The following is a 19,652-nucleotide window of genomic DNA, read 5'->3' on the forward strand; positions in this document are numbered from 1 at the left end:
CCGGTGCGGGCGGATGACCATGCTGCCTGACGCCGTACCCGCCCCCGACCTGCTGCACGCACAGGCCTGCCTGATCGATGCCCTGGCCATGTCGCTGCAGATGCGCGATGCCTACACCCGCCATCACTGTGACCGGGTCGGCCAACTGGCGCACCGCCTGGCCATGCACTGCGACCTGGACCAGGAGGCCGGCACGCGGGTCGCGCTGGCCGCGCGATTCCATGACATCGGCAAGATCGGCATTCCCGACGATGTGCTGCTGAGCCCTCGCCGGCACACCGAGCAGGAGCGCGCGATCATGCGTGAGCATCCCGTGCGTGGCGAGCACATCTTCCTGACCACCGGCCGCAGCGATGCCGCCGCGGTGGCCAGGTTGATCCGTGCCCATCACGAAGCATTCGACGGCAGCGGCTATCCCGACGGCCTGCACGGCGAGCACATCCCGCTGGGCGCGCGCATTGTCACCCTCGCCGACGCCTACGATGCGATGACCAGTGATCGTCCGTACCGGGCGGCGATGACGCACGGAACGGCACTGCGCATCCTCGATGACCAGGCCGGCGGCCTGATCGACCCCTACGTGCTGCAGCGCTTCCATCGCCTGCTGGCACAGGAACCTGCGCTGGCCTGAGATCCGGCGCTACCGGGCAAACAGACAAAAGGCCCGGCTTGCGCCGGGCCTTTCGCATCACGCTTCACCTGTGATCGGTTACCAGATCACCACGCGCTTGTCGTCGGCGCGCACCATCGCGTCACCGGCCTTGCACTGGAACGCAGCCGCGAACGACGGCATGTTCGAGGGCGCACCGTTGGCGCGGAAGTTGGCCGGCGCATGCGGATCGGTGTTCAGGCGCACACGCAGTTCGCCATCGGTGAAGTTGCGACGCCACACGGTGGCCCAGTTCATGAAGAAGCGCTGGTCCTGGGTGTAGCCATCGACCTCGACGTTCGCCTTCGGATCTTCCTTCAGCGCCATCTGCAGCGCGTCATAGGCCACGGTCAGGCCGCCCAGGTCGCCGATGTTCTCGCCCAGGGTCAGCTTGCCCTTCACATTCACGCCGGGCACCGCTTCGTAGCCATCGAACTGCGCGACCAACTGGTCGGTACGCTCGGTGAACGCCTTGCGGTCGGCATCGGTCCACCAGTTGTCGAAGTTGCCGTTGGCGGCGAACTGGCTGCCCGAATCGTCGTAGCCGTGCATCATCTCGTGGCCGATCACCGCGCCGATGCCGCCGTAGTTCAGTGCCGGGTCGGCCTTGGCATCGAAGAACGGCGCCTGCAGGATCGCTGCCGGGAACACGATCTCGTTCTTGGTGGCGTTGTAGTAGGCGTTGACGGTCTGCGGCGTCATGCCCCACTCGGTCCTGTCCACCGGCTTGCCGATCTTGTCCAGCATGTAGCGGTAGTTGAACGCGCGCGCCGCCTGCATGTTGCCGAGGTAGCTGTCGCCGTTGGTCTGCAGGCCTGCCCAGTCACGCCACTTGTCCGGGTAACCGATCTTCGGGGTGAAGCTGGCCCACTTCTCCAGTGCCTTCTTCTTGGTTTCCTCGCCCATCCACGGCAGCTGCTCCAGGCGCACCTTCAACGCCTGCGACAGGTTTTCCACCAGGTGCTGCATGGCCACCTTCGACTCGGCCGGGAATACGGCGTCGACGTACAGCTGGCCCAGCGCCTCACCCATGCCGCCGTTGACCGACTCCAGCACGCGCTTCCAGCGCGGCTGCATTTCCTTCTGGCCACGCAGGGTGGTGCCATAGAAATCGAAATTGGCCTTCTCGAACTGGCTGCTCAGGTACGGCGAGGCGTCGTCGATGGTGTGGAAGCGCAGGTAGGCCTGCCAGGTGCTGGCCGGCACATCGGCCAGCATCTTGTCCATCTCGGAGAAGAAGCCCGGCTGGGCCAGCGAGAACTTCTGCGCGGCCGGCACCTTCAGGGTGTCGAACAGCGCGGTCCAGCTGAAGTTCGGGGTCAGCCTGTCGGCGTCGGCAGCACTGAGCGGGTTGTAGCGCTTGGCCGGGTCACGCATTTCGATGCGCGACATGGACGCCTTGGCCAGGCGGGTTTCGAAGGCCATCACGGCCTTGGCCTGCTCGGCGGCCTGCGCGGCATCCACGCCGGACAGGGTCAGCACCTGCGCGATGTAGGCCACGTAGGCGTCGCGGATCTTGGCCTGCGCATCATCGAAGTAGTAGCCCTTCTCCGGCAGGCCGAGGCCGCCCTGGCCGACGTAGGCGATGACATTGGCCGAATCCTTGTAATCGGCATTGGCGAACAGCGAGAACAGCACGCCCTTGCCCTCGGCCTGGCTGTCGCGCAGGTACTGGGTGAGGGTGGCGGTGTCCTTCAGCGCGGCGATCTTGTCGAGCTGCGGCTGCAGCGGCGCCAGGCCCGCAGCCTCGATCTTCGCTTCGTCGTTGCCGGTCTTCCAGATGTCGCCGATCTTGGCTTCCACCGAACCGGCCTTGGCCTGGCTGGCGGCAGCCTGCTGCACCAGCGCATGCTGCACTTCCAGCGAGCGCTCGCGCAGGATCTCGAAGCTGCCCCAGGTGGTCTGGTCGCCCGGTACCGGATTGGCCTTCAGCCACTTGCTGTTGACGAAGCCATTGAGGTCGGTGCAGGCCGCGATGGCCGGATCGAGATCGGCGCTGTTGAGCGAGATCAGCGGCGTCTTGATCTGTGACAGGTCGAAGGCCGGCGTAGCGTCGGCACTGGTCGCCGGTGCAGTTTCGTTCTTGCCACACGCTGCCAGGGAGGCGGCGATGGCGATGGTCAGGCCCAGCGGGGCCAGGGTGCGGACGTTCATGAGGCTCTCCTGCGGGTAATTCCACAGGGTAGACGGGGACGCCCGCGGCAGGGACCGGCCAAAGGTCACAGAGCGCTCGTCATGTGGCGCCGGGCCCTGCGCTGCGCCACAAAAGCGAAGGCCGGCGTGCGCCGGCCTTCCGATGGTTACCTGGCCTTGCCCTGGTTGGCCACGGCCTCAGCGGCCTTGCGCGCCGCTTCCGGGTCGCCCAGGTAGCGGAACGACTGCACGGTCAGGTCATCGTTCAGTTCGAACAGCAGCGGAATGCCGGTCGGAATGTTCAGCTCGAGGATTTCCTCGCGCGAGACATTGTTGAGGTACTTGTACAGCGCGCGCAGCGAGTTGCCGTGGGCGGTGACCAGCACCATCTTGCCGTCCTTGAGCTGCGGCGCGATGGCGTCGTGCCAGTACGGCAGCACGCGGTCGAGGGTGGTGGCCAGCGATTCGGTGCCCGGCAGCGCGTTGCGGTCCAGCCCGGCGTAGCGACGGTCGTGGATCGGGTGGCCCGGGTCTTCCAGATCCATCGGCGGCGGCGGGATGTCATAGGAGCGACGCCACACCTTGACCTGCTCCTCGCCGTGCTTTGCAGCGGTCTCGGCCTTGTCCAGGCCCTGCAGGCCGCCGTAATGGCGCTCGTTGAGACGCCAGGATTTGTTCACCGGCAGCCAGTCCTGCTCCAGCTCGGCCAGGGCGCCCTGCAGGGTGTGGATGGCGCGCTTCAACACCGAGGTGTGGGCGACGTCGAACTGCAGGCCTTCCTCGCGCATCAGGCGGCCCGCGGCAGCCGCTTCCCGGCGCCCCTGCTCCGTCAGGTCGACATCGACCCAGCCGGTGAAGCGGTTGTCCAGGTTCCACTGGCTCTGGCCATGGCGCAACAGTACGAGTTTACGGGTCACTGCAGGATCTCCAACGCGAGGAAAGGCAGGCCGCCATTGTAGCCCCGGGCCCGCTCACCGTGCCGTGGCGCGGCCCATGCGATGCTGTGATCGATGAATACCGTGATCGATCCCGGGCGCTGGCAGGGCAGCGTCGCCGCCGCACGCGAGCAACAGCTGCGGCTTGCGGCGCGGGTGGAGCGCAGCGACCGGCTGCCGGGTACCGTACGCTGGCTGGCCGGGCTGGACGTCGGCTTCGAGGACGACGGCCGCACCACCCGCGCCGCAGCCGTGCTGCTGGATGCCGTCACCCTGCAACCGGTGGCGCGGGAGGTCGCCCGCATTCCCACGGTCATGCCTTACATCCCTGGCCTGCTCAGCTTCCGCGAGCTGCCCGCCCTGCTCGCTGCACTGGCCCTGCTGCCGCGTTCGCCGGACCTGGTCTTCGTCGATGGGCACGGCATCAGCCACCCGCGACGGCTGGGCGTGGCGGCGCACCTGGGCGTCGTCACCGATCTGCCGAGCATCGGCGTGGCCAAATCGAAACTGGTCGGTCGCTTCGTCGAGCCTGCAGACGAGGCTGGCGCGCATACGCCCCTGCTCGATGGCGATGAACAGCTCGGCTGGGTGTTGCGCAGCAAGGTCCGGTGCAGGCCGCTGTTCGTCGCTGGCGGGCACCGCGTCAGCGCCGATACCGCGCTGCAGTGGGTGCAGCGCACGCTGCGTGGCTATCGCCTGCCGGAGCCGACCCGCCTGGCGGATCGGCTGGCGTCGCGACGGGACGCATAGCGGCAGATCAACGGTGCACGTGGCCGCGATGGCCCTGCGCGTCCTCGCCGTGGTCGTGATCGTGCCGTGCATCCGGTGCCGCCCGATCGGGCGACGCGGGATCTCCGCATGCTTCTCCGCAGTGATCCGCTTCAATCTGCAGGGTCACATGCTCGATGCCGAAGTCATCGTGCAGGCGACCTCCCAGCTCGCGGCGCAGCACGTCGGCGTCGGTACCGTCGCGCATCACCACGTGCGCGGTCAGCGCCGGCGTGCTCGAGGCCAGTGCCCACACATGCAGGTCATGCACGTCCAGCACCGCGGCATGGCCGGAGAGGCTGTCGCGGACCTTCGCCACATCCATGCCCTTGGGCACGCCTTCCAGCAGCACGTTGATCGCCTCGCGCATCAGCACATAGGTGCGTGGCAGCACCCACAGCCCGATCAGCACCGCCAGGATCGGGTCGATCGGCTGCCAGCCGGTCCATCGGATCAGCAGCGCGCCGACGATCACCGCCACCGAGCCGAGCATGTCGGCCCACACTTCCAGGTAGGCACCCTTGACGTTGAGGCTTTCGCCGCTGCCGGCCTGCAGCAGGCGCATCGAGATCAGATTGATGACCAGGCCGGCGGCGGCGATCACCAGCATGCCGGTGGAGGCAATCTCCTGCGGTTCGCGGAAACGGCCGACTGCTTCCCACAGGATGTAGCCGGCCACCACGAACAGCATCGCGCCGTTGATCATCGCGCCAAGGGCTTCCAGCCGCGCATAGCCATAGGTGCGGCGCGCGTCCGGCGGGCGCCGGCTCAAGCGCACCGCGACCAGCGCGATCATCAGTGCGAGCGCGTCGGTGGCCATGTGGGCCGCATCGGACAGCAGCGCCAGGCTGTTGGTCCAGAACGCGCCGACGACTTCGACGACAAGGAAGGTGGACGTCAGCCCCAACGCCCACCACAACGGCTTCTCGTGGCGGATCTGGGACGGCAGGTGATCGTGGTCGTGGCCCATGCAACAGCTCCTGTGCGATGCGGTCAGGCTACGGCGTGGCTGCGGGGGAGACTATTACGATGTTTATAACATTGCAGCTGTGCGGCGCCGGTCGCGCCGGGCGTGGCCCGGCGCTCGTCGATTGCACCGGGCCATGCCTGTCAGGCACCGCGTGCGCTCAGAAGCCGAAACGCAGGCTGGCCCAGTATGCGCGGCCCGGCTCGTTGTAGGTCGCCGCGCCAGCGTCGCTGCTGTTGGCTTCGCGGAACAGGCGCTTGTCGGCCAGGTTGTTCACGCCGAAACCGAAGCTGACCGTCCCGGTAACCCTGTAGCGCGCGCTCACGCCCCAGATGTTGTATGCACCGCGATCCTGCAGCACCACCGACGGATCGCAGCTGCCGGTGCAGCGAGGATCGTTGTTGATGTTGGTGGTGGCCGGCTCCTGCCTGCCGTAGAAGGTGCCGGTCAGCAGCAGCGACAGCTTTTCGGTGGCCTGCCAGTCCAGCATCGTGTTGACCGTGTACCGCGGTATCACCGACAACGGCTGGCCGGTGCTCTTGTTCTCGTTCTCCACCATGTAGGTGAAGTTGCTGCTCCACTTCAGCCGGTCGCCCTGCTCGCCCAGCAGCGGCACCACCAGGTTGCCCTCCAGGCCCTGCACGATGGCCTTCGGTGCGTTCTCCCAGCGGAAGATCCGGCCACGGGTATCGGCGGTGAGGCCGACCTGGGTATACCCGGCCTCGATCTTGTCCTTGTAGTCGTTGTGGAAGTAGGTCAACGAGGCCTGCCAGCCACTCTGCGGAGCCCATTCCACGCCCAGTTCCTTGTTCAGGCTGGTCTCGGCGTCCAGCTCTGCGTTGCCCTGCAGGTAGCAGCCCGCGCCCAGGCTCGGCAGTGCGTTGGGACAGCCGTTGCCACGGGTGTAGTACAGGTAATCCGGATTGGACTGATAGAGGTTGGGCGCCTTGAACGCGCGCGCGATGCCGCCCTTCACCACCCAGTCGCCATTGATGCGGAACTGCGCATTGAGGCTGGGGCTGGCGTTGTTGCCGAACTGGCTGTGGTGGTCGAAGCGCAGGCCCGGCGTCACGATCCAGCGTTCACCCAGGTAGATGTTGTCTTCGACGAAGACCGCCGTGGTCTGCGCATCGGACTTGCCGCGCGCGCGATCGGCCGACAGGCCCGGCAGGCCACCGCCACTGCTGCCGGACTGGCTCATCGAATACGGATCGGTCAGGCGGCTGTCGAGATGCTCGAAGCCCAGCGTCCAGACATTCTCCGCCGCGCCGATCGTGGTCGGGAAACTGACCTCGCCGTCGAGCTGGTAATTGCGCAGGCGGGAGGTGGACCAGTCGGTGCCGTTGAAGCTGCCCTCGGGGCCACCGGCCAGGCCTTCGTTGATGCGCGAATTGTTGACCGCTTCCACCGCAGCAGTAATGCGCGAGGTCACATCGCCCCAGCGGCCACGATGGGTGATCGCCCCGGTGGTGCGGTACATGCGGTTGGTCTCTGCCTCGCTCTCGGCCAGCGCCGCCAGATCGACCGGCGTGGAGGTACCGGTGTTGCTCACGGCACGGTCGCCCGCATAGATGTTGCCCTGGCGGCTGGTACCCGCTTCGAATTCCACCACCTGGCCGGCGTTGATGTCCCAGCGCAGCAGCGCGTTGACATCGCGGTTCTTGACGCCCTCGCGGCCTGCGGGAGGTACGGTGCCCGGCGCGGTGGCGAACGCGCGATTGAGTTCGAGCGAATCCGCATCGGTCCTGTTGAGGTTGCCATACAGGCGGAAGGACAACGCATCAGTCATCGGGCCGCTCAACTGCAGGCCCACGCGCTCACTGCCACCTTCGGCACTGTGCTCGGGTACCAGTCCGTACAGGTCGACCGCTCCGGTCAGATCACCCGTCGGGCGCTTGGTGATGATGTTGACCACGCCGCCGGAGGCGCCGGATCCATAACGCGCCGCTGCCGGACCGCGCAGCACTTCGATGCGCTCGATCATCTCCGCCGGCACCCAGTTGGTGTCGCCACGGGTATTGCGCTCACCGCTGCGGCCCATGCGCACGGCGTCGCGGGCGCCGACGCGTTTGCCGTCCACCAGGATCAGCGTGTTCTCCGGTCCCATGCCGCGCAGGTCGATCTGGCGGTTGTTGCCGTACTGGCCGGACGCACTGTTGCCGGTGAGATTGACGCCGGGCATGGTCCGCAGCAGCTCGGCGATGTCGTTGGCAGGAGGACGGCGCGCAATGTCCTCGGCGGTGATGGTCGATGTACCCAGTGCCTGGCGCGCAATCTGCGAGGCGGTGACGTGTACCGTATCGATATCGGTCGCGTCGGTCTGCGCATGGGCACCCAGGGCACTGCCCGCAAGCAGGGCAGCAACGGCAAGCGCCAACGGGCGCGGCGGCGGAACAAGGACGGCAGACATCTTCAACACCTTCTGGCAGGGCAACGGGACCTCTGGCAAAGGGCTTGAGGCGACGACGGGGGAGTGGGAGCGGCGCCGCACATCTTCCGCAGGCCGATCCCTGCGCGCATTCTCCCATCAATGCGATTGATTCTCAAATGCGTCAACTCAGTGCAAGCGCTTCGCAACTGTGCATGGGGCCACCTACGCTCGTTCGCCCTACCCCTGTTGATGGGAACTACGCAGGGGGCCGGTGGCCGCCGGGGTGGCGCGCTGCCGGTGCAGCGGCATGCAGCGCCCACCATGCCAGCGCTGTCACCGCGATGCCTGCACCGAGCGCACAGACCCTGGTCCAGCCGTGGTGCGCCTGCATCCACGTACCGGCCGCAGCACCGGCGCCGCTGCCGACCGCGTAGAACAGCATGTACAGCGCCACCAGGCGACCGTGCTGTTCGGCAGGCGCGCGCAGCAGCAACGCCTGGTTGGAGACATGCAGGGCCTGTCCTCCCAGATCGAGCACCACCACGCCCAGCAGCAGCCATGCCAGGGCGTGCGGCAGCCCCAGCAGGGGCCACCACGCAAGCAGCATCAGCAGCAGCGCCCCCAGGCTCACCCGCAGGCAGAAACCCTGATCCATCCAGTGCCCCACCCGCGCAGCCAGCAGCGCACCGACCATGCCGGCCAGACCGAGCGCGCCGATGGCCGCGGTCGACCAGTTCATCGGTGATGCCGACAGGGGCAGCGGTACGGCCGCCCAGAACACGTTGAGACCGGCGAACAGCAGCAGCGCCAGAGGGCCACGCTCGCGCAGCGTGCGATCACTGCGCAGCATCGTCATCATCGAGCCGAGCAGGGCGCGCCAGGCCGGCGGCTGCGAGGGAACCGGCACGGCAGGCAGGCGTCGCCACAGCAGCATCGCCAACGCCGCCATCATCACTGCTGACAGCAGGTACACCGCGCGCCAACCGGCCAGGGCCGCCACCGCGCCGGATACCACACGCGCAGCCAGCAGGCCGATGAACACCCCGCCCTGCACCATGCCAACCACGCGCCCCCGCTGCCCCGACGGTGCCAGCGTGGCTGCATAGGCGATGAGTCCCTGGGTGAGCGCCGTCCCGAGCAGGCCCGCCAGCAGCATGCCCCCCAGCAGCCAGGCGGTACTGCGTGCTGCCGCCAGTCCCAGCAGCACCATCACCAGCGCCAGCAGCTGCACGCGCAGCAGACGGCGACGATCGCCGCGGTCGGCCAGCGGCAGCAGGCCGAGCAGGGCCAGCACGCTGCCGGCCTGGGTGGCGGCAACCACAGCGCCGGCCGTCGCGCGCTCCATCGCGAAGGCCTCCGCCAGGCGCTCCAGCAGCGGCTGCGCGTAGTAGACATTGGCCACGCTGGCACCCGCCGCGATGGCCAGCAGGCCCAGCAGGGCGCGGGGAAGGACGGACGCGGCCATGAATGTGGTTGCATATTGAAACTGGATGCACCGTATCGCCAATGGTTTTAAAATGCAACCACATCATCACAAGCCTTGCCCATGCACGCCGACAGCCCCTGCCCCGTTGCCCGCAGCGCCGATCTGCTCGGTGATCGCTGGGCCCTGCTGATCATCCGCGATGCCTTTGATGGCGTTACCCGCTTCGGTGACTTCCAGCGCAGCCTCGGCGCAGCGCGCAACATCCTCAGCGACCGCCTGCGGCGCCTGGTCGAGGCCGGGCTGCTCCTGCAGCAACCTGCCAGCGATGGCAGCGCCTACCAGCAGTACGTGCTGACGCCCGCTGGACGCGAACTTTTCCCGGTGCTGGTGGCGCTGCGCCAATGGGGCGAACGCCATCGTTTCGCAACGGGTGAGGCGCACTCGCAGCTTGTCGAGCGCGCCAGCGGAGCGCCCCTTCCCTACATGCAGCCGCATGACCACACCGGCACGCCGCTGCTGGCGGAACAGACCGTGGTCCGCAAGGTGGACATCCGCTAACCTGAGCCTCGCGTGCTGTTCGACCTGAGCGCGATGCGCCGGATCGATGATCCGCCTCGCACGGCAAAGCCTGCACGCCGCCCGCGCATGCAGCGTGTAGCAATGCCAGCGTAGGATCACAGTCGGGCCCGCCAGCCCGCCCTTCCGTTGCTGCCCAGGACTCCGCCCATGCTCCGCCGTGCCCTGCCCCGATCCGCGTCCGTGCTGCTGCCCCTGCTCCTGCTGTGGGGCGTGCCAGGCGCGCAGGGCCGCGAAGTCGCCGCGCCTGCCGCCCACGTCGAGGTCGATGGCCCCTACGTGTTCCGCAACGGCGATCAGCTGCAGGCCCAGTGGATCTGCGCTGACGCTGTGCAGACCCGCTTGCTGGGCAGCGCCACGGGGGCTGCCGATGTCGCGCCCCTGTGCGGCTACGGCCACAGCGTGCACGTGCTGCCACCGGTCGCGCCCTCGGTGTCGGAGCTGCCTGCGGTACCGCGCATCGTCGCCCTGTCCGACATCCACGGCCAGTACGACCTGCTGGTACGACTGCTGCGCGCCCACCATGTGATCGATGCGCAGGACCGCTGGGCCCTCGGCCAGGACACCCTGGTGGTCGCTGGCGACGTGTTCGATCGCGGCCCGCAGGTCACCGAAGCGTTCTGGCTGTTGTATGGCCTGCAGCAGCAGGCGGCGGCCGCCGGCGGTGCGGTGCACTTCGTGCTCGGCAACCACGAGACCATGGTCCTGTACGACGACCTGCGCTATGTCAATCCGAAGTACCTGCGCAGCGCGCAGCTGCTCGGCCGCAGCTATCCGCAGCTGTACGGCGCTGATTCGGTGATCGGGCAATGGCTGCGGACGCGTCCGGTGCTGCTGAAGATCGGCGACACCCTGTTCCTGCATGGCGGCATCTCGCCCGAAGCGGTGGAACTGGCACTGCACCCGGCACGCACCAATGCCGCCTACCAGGCCTCGCTGGGATTGCCCAAGGCCGAAGTGAAGGCCGACCCCGCAACTGCACCGCTGTACGACGGCAAGACCAGCCCGATCTGGTACCGCGGCTACTTCGATGGGCGTCTCGATGCACGGGGTGTGCAGGACGTGCTCGACACACTGCAGCTCAAGCGCATCGTGGTCGGCCACACGTCGATGCCGCATGTCAGCACGTTCCATGGTGATCGCGTGATCGCCATCGACAGCAGCATCAAGAACGGCGAGAACGGCGAGCTGCTGTTCATCGAGGATGGCCGGCTCAGCCGCGGTCTGCTGGACGGCTCACGGGTGCCGCTGGTCCTGGGGGAACCCGGCCTGCAGGACTGACCACGAAGGTGGCGGCACCCTGCCGGCGATACACTGCCGGCTCCCCCCTGCGAGCCACCATGATGCGCCAGACCGTCATCCCGCAGCTGCGCATGCGCCACGCCGATGCCACCCTGCCCTTCTACGTGCAGGGCCTGGGCTTCGTCGTCGACTGGGAGCATCGGTTCGAGGCGGGGTTTCCGTTGTTCGCCCAGCTCACCCGCGACGGCCAGACGCTGTTCCTCACCGAGCACAGCGGTGACTGCGAAGTGGGCGGCGCGGTCTACTTCATCGTCGAGGATGTCGACGCGCTGCACCGCGCCTTCAGTGCCGCGGGGGTACCGATCGAACAGCCGCCGCATGACACCGACTGGGGCAGCCGCGAAATGCTGCTGCTCGATCCGGACCGCAACCGCCTGCGCTTCGCCACCGAAACGGACTGAGTCCTCGCAGGCTTGAGAGGGATATACGAAACATATACGATACGTATATTCCTCTTACCTGGATCCGCCCATGGGCATCGTCAACATCGATGACACCCTGCACGACCAGCTGCGCCGTGCCTGCACCGTCTCCAGCCGCTCGATCAACGCCCAGGCCAGTTTCTGGATCCGCGTGGGCATGCTGTGCGAAATGAATCCGACGCTGAGCTTCCAGGACATCGTGGCCAGCGAACTGCGCGCCGCCGGCGTGCAGCCACAGCCGCTGACACCCGCACGGGCCTGACGTGAGCATCATCAAGCGGCCCGACGAGATCGCGCTGATGGCCGAATCCGGCCGCCTGCTGGCACAGGTGTTCGCCGCGCTCGACAGATGGCCGCTGCAGGGTCGCAGCACGATGGAGATCAACGACTTCGTCGAACGGATGATCGTCGACGAGCTGCAGGCGCGGCCTGCCAGCAAGGGCCAGTATGGCTTTCCGTACGTGCTCAACACCTCCATCGACAACGTGGTCTGCCACGGGGTGCCCAGTACCGCAGACGTGCTGCGTGAGGGCCAGATCGTGAATCTCGACATCACCCTGGAAAAGAACGGCTACATCGCCGATTCCAGCACCACCTACCCGGTCGGCGCGGTCACCCCTTCCGCACGGCGGCTGGTGCGGACGGCCTACGAAGCGATGTGGAAAGGCATCGCCGTGGTACGGCCCGGCGCGCGCCTGGGCGACATCGGCCACGCCATCGCCCGCTACGCACGCCGACACGGCTACAGCGTAGTCAAGGAATACTGCGGCCATGGCATCGGCCGGGAGATGCACGAAGAACCACAGATCCTGCATTACGGCCATCCCAACACCGGCAGGGTGCTGGAAGAAGGCATGGTGTTCACCATCGAACCGATGCTCAACCAGGGCAGGCCGGCGATCCGCCAGCGCGCGGGCGAATGGCCGGTCTATACCCGCGACGGCACGCTGTCGGCACAGTTCGAGCACACCGTGGCCGTGACCCGCAAGGGCGTGCGGGTGCTGACGCTGCGCCCCGACGAGACGCCGTTGTGTGCAGTGGACGCGGCCTAGAGCGGACGCAACAGCAACAGGGTGGCGAGGCAGAACATGAAGATCGCCACGCCGGCATCCAGCACCCTCCACGCGCTCGACCTGCGGAACACCGGCTGCAGCAGGCGCGTGCCATAGCCCAGCGTGCAGAACCAGGCCACGCTGGCCACGCAGGCACCGGCGGCGAACGCCCAGCGCAGATCGCCCGGATAGCGCGTGGACAGGCTGCCCAGCAGCACCACGGTATCCAGGTAGACGTGCGGGTTGAGCAGGGTGAAGGCCAGGCAGGTCAGCAGTATCTCGCGGCCGCCGCCGCCCTGCGCCTCGGCGGCGGCCAGTGCACTGCCACCCCGCCACGCGCGTAGTCCCGCCTGCAGGCCATACCACAGCAGGAACGCCGCACCACCAAAGCGCAGCACCTGCAGCAGCAGCGGCCACTGCAGCACCAGCGCGCCCATGCCGCCGACACCGGCCAGTATCAGCACGATGTCCGCGCCGGCGCAGGCCAGCACCACCTTTCCCACGTGACACTGCCGCAGGCCCTGCCGCAGTACGAAGGCGTTCTGTGCACCGATGGCGATGATCAGGCCGGCACCTGCGAACAGGCCGGCGGCGGCAGCGGCGATCCACATTGGGGCAGGCCTGGCAGCGAGGGGACGCGCAGAGTGCGGCCGCCGTCCCAGTTTAGACAATCTGATTTTTCTTTATCCTGTGCAGAGAAACTGAAGAGGCACCGGCATGGATCTGCTACATCCACAACTGGCTGCGTTTGCTGCGGTGCTGGAGGAAGGCAGCTTCGACGCTGCAGCCCGACGCCTGTCGATCAGCCCGTCGGCGCTGTCGCAACGGATCAAGGCACTGGAGGACCGGCTCGGCCAGGTACTGGTGGTACGTCAGGCACCGTGCCGACCCACCGCCACAGGTGAAGCGCTGCTGCGCAGGGTGCGACCGATGCAGACGCTGGAGGCCGAGGCGCTGGCCGAACTGCTGCCCGAACGCGGCAGCGATGCCCCGCGCACACCGATCCCGTTGGCGGTCAACGACGACTCGCTCGATACCTGGTTCGTGCCGGCCATCGCCGAGCTGCACCAGCGCCATGGCTATCTGTTCGACCTGCGCATGGATGATCAGGACCACACCCTGCAGTTGCTGCGCGATGGCAGCGTGCTCGGCGCGGTCACCGCCGAAAGCCAGCCGGTGAAGGGCTGCAACGTGCATCCGCTCGGCGCCATGCGTTACCACGCCATCGCCTCGCCCGGCTTCGCCAGCCGGCACTTCAGCGAGGGCATGCAGGCTGCGGCGCTGGCACGTGCGCCGATGCTGGTGTTCAACCGCAAAGATGAGCTGCAGTGGCGCTTCGTACGGCGGCTGACCCGTGCGCGGCTGCAGCCACCGCTGCATTATCTGCCCTCCTCGACCGGCTTCGTCGAAGCCGCCGCGTGCGGACTGGGCTGGGGCATGGCCCCGGAAACCCTGGTGGGGCCTGCCGTGCATGCCGGCCGCGTGGTGGTACTGGAACCCCGCCGCTGGCTCGACGTGCCCTTGTACTGGCAGCACGCGGCCGTGCGCTCAAGCACGCTGCAGCACATCACCCGGGCATTGCGCACCGCGGCCAGCGGCGCCCTGCGTTGAGGTCCACACGACGACCGCAGACCCGGGCTTCACGCGCAGACCACTAACGTTTGCTCACTTCTTAACTACAGGAACGGCATGCGTGTGAGCCGCCCACGGACAAGGATGCGCAGCGCGATGGGCGTCGCCGGCATGGCCTTTGCGGCCTGCTTGCCCTTTGCCACGTCAGCGCAGGCCATCACCGATACACCGGCATTGGACTGGGAACAGGCGCGGCAGCGGTTGGAACAGGTTTCCGACGCGCTGGCCGCGGCCGACGCCGCCGTCCGCAACAAGCAGGATCTGCAGGAGGCCACGCGCCTTCTGCGCCTGCCGGAGATCACCGGCGAGGTCCGCCGCCTGCAGTTCCAGAAGACCCTGACCCTGCCACTGGGCTCGCTGGCACCGGTGGCCGAGGCCTTTGGCATCGATTCCCCGCTGTCGTTCACCGAACGCGACTGGCGCACCCGCCCGGTCGTCACCGCTGTGCTGCCGCTGTACACCGGTGGCGTCATTCCTGCCGCACAGCGTGCCGCCAGCGCAGCCCACGAGCAGGCCAGCGCGGAACGCGAAGCACAGCGGCAGTCGTTGACCGTGCAGCTGGCCCAGGCCTACTTCGGCCAGCGCCTGGCCGAGCAGGCGGTGGACGTGCGCCGTGACGTCCGTGATGGCCTGGAACGCCACCTGGCCGATGCGCTGAAGCTGGAGCGCGAAGGCTTCGCCACCCGCGCGCAGCGACTGCAGGCCACCGTGGCGCGCGACAAGGCAGAGCGCGAGTACCAGAAGACCGTCAACGACCTGGCCACGTTGAAGGCCGCGCTGGCCACCCTGCTGCGCAGTGGCGGCGAGGTGCAGCCGGTATCCCCCCTGTTCGTGCAGCGCGTGCCGCTGGAACCGGCCGCCAGCTTCGAGCGCATCGCGCAGGCGCGGCAACCCCAGATCGCACGGCTGCGGGCCATGGTGGCGCAGGCCGAACAGGGCGTGCGCGTACAACAGGCCAAGCTCAAGCCGCAGATATTCGCCTTCGGCCAATACGACTTCCGTCGCCGCGACGAGATGCTGACCGATCCGGACTGGGCGTTCGGCATCGGCCTGAAGTACACCTTCCTGTCGCCGAACTCGCGACCGGCGCAGATCAGCGCGGCACGTGCGCAGCAGGAGCAGGCGGAAGCCGGATTGCGCGAAGCCGAGAACCAGGTCGCGCTCGGCGTGCGCAAGGCGTGGAACGAGCTGGAAACGGCACGCCAGCAGTTCGTGCTGCTCGACAGCAGCATCGCCCAGGCACAGGAGAACCTGCGCCTGCAGGAGCTGGCATTCCGCGAGGGGCAGTCCACGTCGCTGGACGTCATCGATGCGCGGCTGGGTCTGGGAGGCGCTCGCGTGGAGCGTGCACAGGCCGCCTACCAGTACGATGTCGCGCTGGCACAGCTGCTGGAGATCAGTGGGCAGATGGACCGCTTCGAGGAATTCCGGCGTCGCGCAGATGAGGTGATCGACCATGAGTGACGTATTGCAGGATGAAGCGACACCACCAGGCAAGCGCCGGCTGGGCCGGATCCTGCTCGTGGTGCTGCTGGCAGTGGTGGTGCTGGGCCTGTGGCTCGCCTGGCGCAGCCCGGCCGACCAGATCCAGGGCATGGCCGACGCGGACACGATCAACGTGGCCGCGAAGATCACTGCCCGTGTCGCCGAGCTGAAGGTTCGCGAAGGTGACCGCGTGCAGGCCGGCCAGGTCGTGTTCCTGCTCGACAGCCCCGAAGTAACGGCGAAGGAACAGCAGGCACGCGGCGCTCTGGCCGCTGCGCAGGCGGTGGCCGACAAGGCTGCCGAAGGTGCGCGCAGTGAGGACATCCGTGCTGCCGAAGCCAATTGGAAGCGTGCCGAAGCCGGAGCAACGCTGGCCGAAGCCACCTACCGCCGCGTGCAGAACCTGTTCAACGAAGGGGTGATGACCCGGCAGAAGCGCGACGAAGCACTCGCCCAGTCCACCAGTTCGCGCGAGCTGGCCCGTGCCGCCCGTGCCCAGTACGACATGGCACTGGCCGGTGCGCGGGAACAGGACAAGCGTGCCGCGCAGGGCCAGGTGCAGCAGGCGCAGGGCGCCGTGGCCGAAGTGGACGCGGCCCGCGTCGAAGTGGAGGGCCGTGCACCGGTGGCCGGCGAGATCAACAAGCGCATGGCCGATCCCGGCGAGCTGGTACCCGCCGGCTACCCGGTATTCACCCTGGTCGACATCGACCGCATGTGGGTATCGATGAACCTGCGCGAGTCACAGATGCAGGGCCTGAAGGTCGGCAGCACGCTGCGTGGCAGCGTGCCGGCCCTCGGTGAGGACAGCGAGTTCAAGGTCTACTTCATCAACCCGGCCGGCGACTATGCCACCTGGCGTACCACCCGGCAGTCGTCCGGCTACGATGTCCGCAGCTTCGAGGTGCGGGTGCGCCCGGTACGCCGCATCGAGGGCTTCCGCCCCGGCATGAGCGTGCTGTTCGCATGGCCCCAGCACTGAGCCCCGGCGGCAGCGGCTTTGCTGCAGCCTGGCAGCGCGAGCTGCGGGGTCTTGGTGGCAACCGTGCCGACCTGGCGCTGGTCACGGTGCTGCCGCTGCTGATGCTGGTACTGATGGCCTGGATGTTCACGCCATCGGTCATGCGCGATGTCCCCATCGCCGTGGTCGACCTCGACCACAGCAGCGACAGCCGGCAGTTGCTGCGCATGCTCGATGCCAGCCCGGGGGTGCGCATCGTCCGCCAGCCCGCCGACATGGATACCGCGCGCTCGCAGCTGCGCAGCCTGGAGGTGTTCGCAGTGGTGCTGGTGCCGCGCGACGTGACCCGTCAGGCCCTGCGCGGCCGCCAGGGCACGGTGTTCGCCTATTACAACGCCACCTACATGACCACCGGGCAATCGGCCGCGCGCGATATCGCCGATGCGGTGTCGGCCTGGAATGCACGCATGCTGCGCGAGCGCATCGGCCTGCAGGTGGGGCCCGCAAAGCTGCGCGCCGCCCCGATCGCCGTGCAGTCCGACATCCTCTACAACCCTGCACGCAGTTATGAGCTGTTCCTGCTGCCGCTGATCTTCCCGGCCGTCCTGTCGCTGGTGCTGGCACTGGCCGTGGCCGGAAGCGTGGGCCGGGAAATCCGCGATGGCACGCTGCCGGCCTGGCTCGGTGACACCCCGTGGGCCTCGATCGCCGGCAAGCTCGCGCCCTACGTACTGTTGTTCGCGTTGTACGGCGCGCTGGGCGTCGGCTACCTCGCATGGCTGCGCGGGGACGGCATCGCCGGCAGTCTGCTCCTGCTGCTGGCTGCGCAGCCGGTGTTCTACCTGGCCACGGCCGCATATGCGTTGTTCTTCGTCGGCCTTGCCCGTGACATGGGTACCGCGCTGTCGGTGGTCGGCCTGACCATCGGCACCGCGCTGGCCTTCTCCAGTGCCACCTTTCCGGTACTGGATGGCCCGCTGTTCACCCGCATCTGGCACCAGCTGCTGCCGCTCAGCGCGTACATCAAGGTGCAGACCCAGCAGCAGTTCGTCGGCGCACCGCTGTCCGTCTCGCTGTGGCCCTTGGCCACGCTGGTGTTGATGTCGGTGGTGGCCGGCGGCATCGGCAGCCTGCGGTTGATCGCTTTCGGCCGCACCCCGGAGGCCGCGCGACCGGCCGGGGCCGACGCATGAGCGCGGTCTGGCGCAGCCTGCGGCAGACCCTGCTGGCGGTGCTCGGCGACCGCTATGCCATCGTGGTGATGGTCGGTGCAGTCATCCTGTACTCGTTCTTCTATCCCGCCGCGTACCGCCACCAGGTGGCCGGCAATCTGCCGGTGCTGGTGGTCGATCAGGATCACAGTGCCACCAGCCGCGAACTGCTGCGCATCCTCGATGGCCTGCGCGTGGCGCGCGTGGTTGGCCAGCCGGCGGATCTGGACAGCGCGCGCCGGCAGCTGGAAGCGGGGCATGCCGAAGGCATCGTGCTCATCCCCGCGAACCTGGAGCGCGACATCCTGCGTGGCCAGCCAGCCAAGCTGGTCCTGCTGGGCAATGGCGCCTACCTGGGACGCGCCAGCTGGGTGCTGGGCAGCATCGCCGATGCGCTGGGCACATTCGGCCGCGACGCCGCCGTGACCCAGGCCGCGTTCATGGGCGCGCCGCAGGCAGCGCCGGTCACTCTCGTGCAGCGGCCCCTGTACAACACGCAGGAAGGCTATGGCAGCGCCATCGTACCCGGCGTGGCCGAACTGATCGTGCACCAGACACTGCTGATGGGCATCGGCGTACTGCTGGGAGGGCGGCGTCTGGTGCTCGGCCGCCGGCTGCACTTCGATCTGCCGACCCTGGCAGGCATGGCGATGGGCTTCGGCCTGATCGGGCTGTTCGGCCTGTTCTACTACGCCGGCTTCACCGCCTGGGTACAGGACTACCCGCGCGGCGGAAATCCGCTGGGCCAGCTGCTGGGCGGCACGCTGTTCATTGCCGCCACCGTGGCCTTCGGGCTGTTCATCGGCAGCTTCTTCCGCACCCGCGAACGCGCCTTCCAGTACATCATCGCCACCTCCATTCCGCTGTTCTTCCTCGCCAACCTCTCCTGGCCGGCGGTGATGACGCCCCGCCCGCTGGTGTGGCTGGCGCAGCTGCTGCCGACCACCTCCGGCATCAATCTGATGGTGCGGTTGAACCAGATGGACGCACGCCTGGAGGAAGTCAGCCGTGAACTTGCCACGCTCGCGGCGCTGCTGGTGATCTACGGCGGTCTTGCCATCTGGCGGCTGCATGGCAGGCCGTCGGGCGGGGTGCGCCCCTGAGCACAGACAAACGCCGGCACGGAGCCGGCGTTCGTTGCATCACTACGTGGAAGGGGAAAACGGCGATCAGCGGTAGACGCGCTCGCAGCGACGTTCCACCACCCGATCGCCGGTCTTCTGCTGGTGGTTGCCCTGGATCTGTCGTCCGGCGGCGCCGCCGGCGACTGCACCGGCGACGGTGGCGAGCTTCTTGCCATTGCCGCCGCCCACCTGGTTGCCCAGCAGGCCGCCCACCACCGCACCTGTGGCAGTACCGGCAATGCGGTTCGGATCGCGCGAGTTGCGCTGGACTTCAACGTTCCTGCATTCCACACGGCTGCCGTCGTTGAACTTGCGGCCTTCATCGCGGGGCCCGTAGGTCTGCGCACCCGCCATCGACGATGCCGCCATCAGGGTGCCCAGCACGAGCAGTCGGGTCGAGGTCTTCATGGCCAGCTCCTGTCTTCCGGGATGGGTCCAGTCTCCCCCTGCCGCTGGCAACTACGAGTGAAATCGGTGTCATCAGGACTTCATCGGCCATGCGTCGTTCATGAAGAGAACCGCGGCCATGGAACGATCCCAGCGCCTGGCAGCGGCTCCCGTTCGGTCGCCGCGAAGGGAACCGGCCCCCTGCATCGGCGCGCCGACCCGTGCTGCCCCTCCCGGGGCCAGCGCGCATG

19 protein-coding genes are annotated in these 19,652 nt (G+C 67.7%); 12 read left to right on the plus strand and 7 right to left on the minus strand.

Going from position 1 to position 19,652, the window contains the following annotated elements:
* The first annotated feature begins 13 nt into the window (after positions 1 to 13).
* Complete coding sequence (locus ACVOKU_RS01460) at positions 14 to 631, plus strand: HD-GYP domain-containing protein (protein WP_481558852.1); 618 nt, start codon at positions 14 to 16, stop codon at positions 629 to 631.
* 78 nt (positions 632 to 709) lie between these two features.
* Here ACVOKU_RS01460 and ACVOKU_RS01465 read toward each other — a convergent pair whose 3' ends face one another.
* Together ACVOKU_RS01465 and gpmA are read right to left on the minus strand one after the other, a co-directional pair.
* A complete protein-coding gene (locus ACVOKU_RS01465; protein WP_481558853.1) occupies positions 710 to 2,803 on the minus strand; it encodes a M13 family metallopeptidase in 2,094 nt (697 codons plus the stop codon).
* A gap of 146 nt (positions 2,804 to 2,949) precedes the next feature.
* Entirely contained in the window at positions 2,950 to 3,699 is a 750-nt protein-coding gene (gene gpmA, locus ACVOKU_RS01470) for a 2,3-diphosphoglycerate-dependent phosphoglycerate mutase (RefSeq protein WP_481558854.1), read from the minus strand.
* A gap of 93 nt (positions 3,700 to 3,792) precedes the next feature.
* Here gpmA and nfi point away from each other — a divergent pair, with 93 nt between their 5' ends.
* On the plus strand, positions 3,793 to 4,467 hold the full coding sequence (nfi, locus tag ACVOKU_RS01475) for a deoxyribonuclease V (protein WP_481558855.1): 675 nt from the start codon (positions 3,793 to 3,795) through the stop codon (positions 4,465 to 4,467).
* A gap of 7 nt (positions 4,468 to 4,474) precedes the next feature.
* Here the strand turns inward: nfi and ACVOKU_RS01480 are convergent, their stop codons facing one another.
* The 3 genes from ACVOKU_RS01480 to ACVOKU_RS01490 all read right to left on the minus strand — a co-directional run bounded on the left by ACVOKU_RS01480 (position 4,475) and on the right by ACVOKU_RS01490 (position 9,288).
* The gene (locus ACVOKU_RS01480; RefSeq protein WP_481558856.1) at positions 4,475 to 5,455 is read right to left on the minus strand and encodes a cation diffusion facilitator family transporter; all 981 of its coding nucleotides are present in this window, start codon (positions 5,453 to 5,455) and stop codon (positions 4,475 to 4,477) included.
* A gap of 157 nt (positions 5,456 to 5,612) precedes the next feature.
* Positions 5,613 to 7,862, minus strand: a complete 2,250-nt coding sequence (locus ACVOKU_RS01485; RefSeq protein ID WP_481558857.1) for a TonB-dependent siderophore receptor — start codon at positions 7,860 to 7,862, stop codon at positions 5,613 to 5,615.
* A gap of 217 nt (positions 7,863 to 8,079) precedes the next feature.
* Positions 8,080 to 9,288 (minus strand): MFS transporter, encoded by a 1,209-nt coding sequence (locus tag ACVOKU_RS01490; protein ID WP_481558858.1) that lies wholly within the window; start codon positions 9,286 to 9,288, stop codon positions 8,080 to 8,082.
* 81 nt (positions 9,289 to 9,369) lie between these two features.
* Here ACVOKU_RS01490 and ACVOKU_RS01495 point away from each other — a divergent pair, with 81 nt between their 5' ends.
* The 5 genes from ACVOKU_RS01495 (at position 9,370) to map (ending at position 12,601) form a co-directional block, all read left to right on the plus strand.
* Entirely contained in the window at positions 9,370 to 9,807 is a 438-nt protein-coding gene (locus ACVOKU_RS01495) for a winged helix-turn-helix transcriptional regulator (protein WP_481558859.1), read from the plus strand.
* Between the two features lie 168 nt (positions 9,808 to 9,975).
* A complete protein-coding gene (locus ACVOKU_RS01500; protein ID WP_481558860.1) occupies positions 9,976 to 11,106 on the plus strand; it encodes a metallophosphoesterase in 1,131 nt (376 codons plus the stop codon).
* A 62-nt stretch (positions 11,107 to 11,168) separates the two neighbouring features.
* Positions 11,169 to 11,528 carry a bleomycin resistance protein gene (locus ACVOKU_RS01505; RefSeq protein WP_481558861.1) on the plus strand — a complete coding sequence of 120 codons (360 nt, stop codon included), beginning with the start codon at positions 11,169 to 11,171 and terminating at the stop codon, positions 11,526 to 11,528.
* Between the two features lie 70 nt (positions 11,529 to 11,598).
* Positions 11,599 to 11,811: a ParD-like family protein gene (locus tag ACVOKU_RS01510; RefSeq protein WP_180875697.1), complete on the plus strand. Its 213-nt coding sequence runs from the start codon at positions 11,599 to 11,601 to the stop codon at positions 11,809 to 11,811.
* A 7-nt stretch (positions 11,812 to 11,818) separates the two neighbouring features.
* Positions 11,819 to 12,601 (plus strand): type I methionyl aminopeptidase, encoded by a 783-nt coding sequence (map, locus tag ACVOKU_RS01515; RefSeq protein ID WP_065174740.1) that lies wholly within the window; start codon positions 11,819 to 11,821, stop codon positions 12,599 to 12,601.
* On the opposite strand, the gene ACVOKU_RS01520 is transcribed toward map, so the two are convergent.
* Positions 12,598 to 13,212, minus strand: coding sequence for a LysE/ArgO family amino acid transporter (locus ACVOKU_RS01520; protein WP_481558862.1), 615 nt, complete (start codon positions 13,210 to 13,212; stop codon positions 12,598 to 12,600). The genes map and ACVOKU_RS01520 overlap by 4 nt on opposite strands.
* Positions 13,213 to 13,318: 106 nt before the next feature.
* On the opposite strand from ACVOKU_RS01520, the gene ACVOKU_RS01525 reads away from it, so the two are divergent.
* The 5 genes from ACVOKU_RS01525 (at position 13,319) to ACVOKU_RS01545 (ending at position 18,993) form a co-directional block, all read left to right on the plus strand.
* Positions 13,319 to 14,212: a LysR family transcriptional regulator ArgP gene (locus tag ACVOKU_RS01525; RefSeq protein ID WP_481558863.1), complete on the plus strand. Its 894-nt coding sequence runs from the start codon at positions 13,319 to 13,321 to the stop codon at positions 14,210 to 14,212.
* Positions 14,213 to 14,290: 78 nt separating this feature from the next.
* On the plus strand, positions 14,291 to 15,697 hold the full coding sequence (locus ACVOKU_RS01530; RefSeq protein WP_053517367.1) for a TolC family protein: 1,407 nt from the start codon (positions 14,291 to 14,293) through the stop codon (positions 15,695 to 15,697).
* Positions 15,690 to 16,700, plus strand: a complete 1,011-nt coding sequence (locus tag ACVOKU_RS01535; protein ID WP_481558864.1) for an HlyD family secretion protein — start codon at positions 15,690 to 15,692, stop codon at positions 16,698 to 16,700. The genes ACVOKU_RS01530 and ACVOKU_RS01535 overlap by 8 nt, the downstream gene beginning before the upstream one ends.
* Positions 16,685 to 17,872, plus strand: a complete 1,188-nt coding sequence (locus ACVOKU_RS01540; RefSeq protein WP_481558865.1) for an ABC transporter permease — start codon at positions 16,685 to 16,687, stop codon at positions 17,870 to 17,872. Before ACVOKU_RS01535 ends, ACVOKU_RS01540 begins: the two co-directional genes overlap by 16 nt.
* Positions 17,869 to 18,993: an ABC transporter permease gene (locus tag ACVOKU_RS01545; RefSeq protein WP_481558866.1), complete on the plus strand. Its 1,125-nt coding sequence runs from the start codon at positions 17,869 to 17,871 to the stop codon at positions 18,991 to 18,993. Before ACVOKU_RS01540 ends, ACVOKU_RS01545 begins: the two co-directional genes overlap by 4 nt.
* Positions 18,994 to 19,059: 66 nt before the next feature.
* Here the strand turns inward: ACVOKU_RS01545 and ACVOKU_RS01550 are convergent, their stop codons facing one another.
* On the minus strand, positions 19,060 to 19,422 hold the full coding sequence (locus ACVOKU_RS01550) for a glycine zipper 2TM domain-containing protein (protein WP_081284341.1): 363 nt from the start codon (positions 19,420 to 19,422) through the stop codon (positions 19,060 to 19,062).
* Between the last annotated feature and the right edge of the window lie 230 nt (positions 19,423 to 19,652).

It is taken from the genome of Stenotrophomonas sp. STEN147 (genome assembly GCF_056757995.1).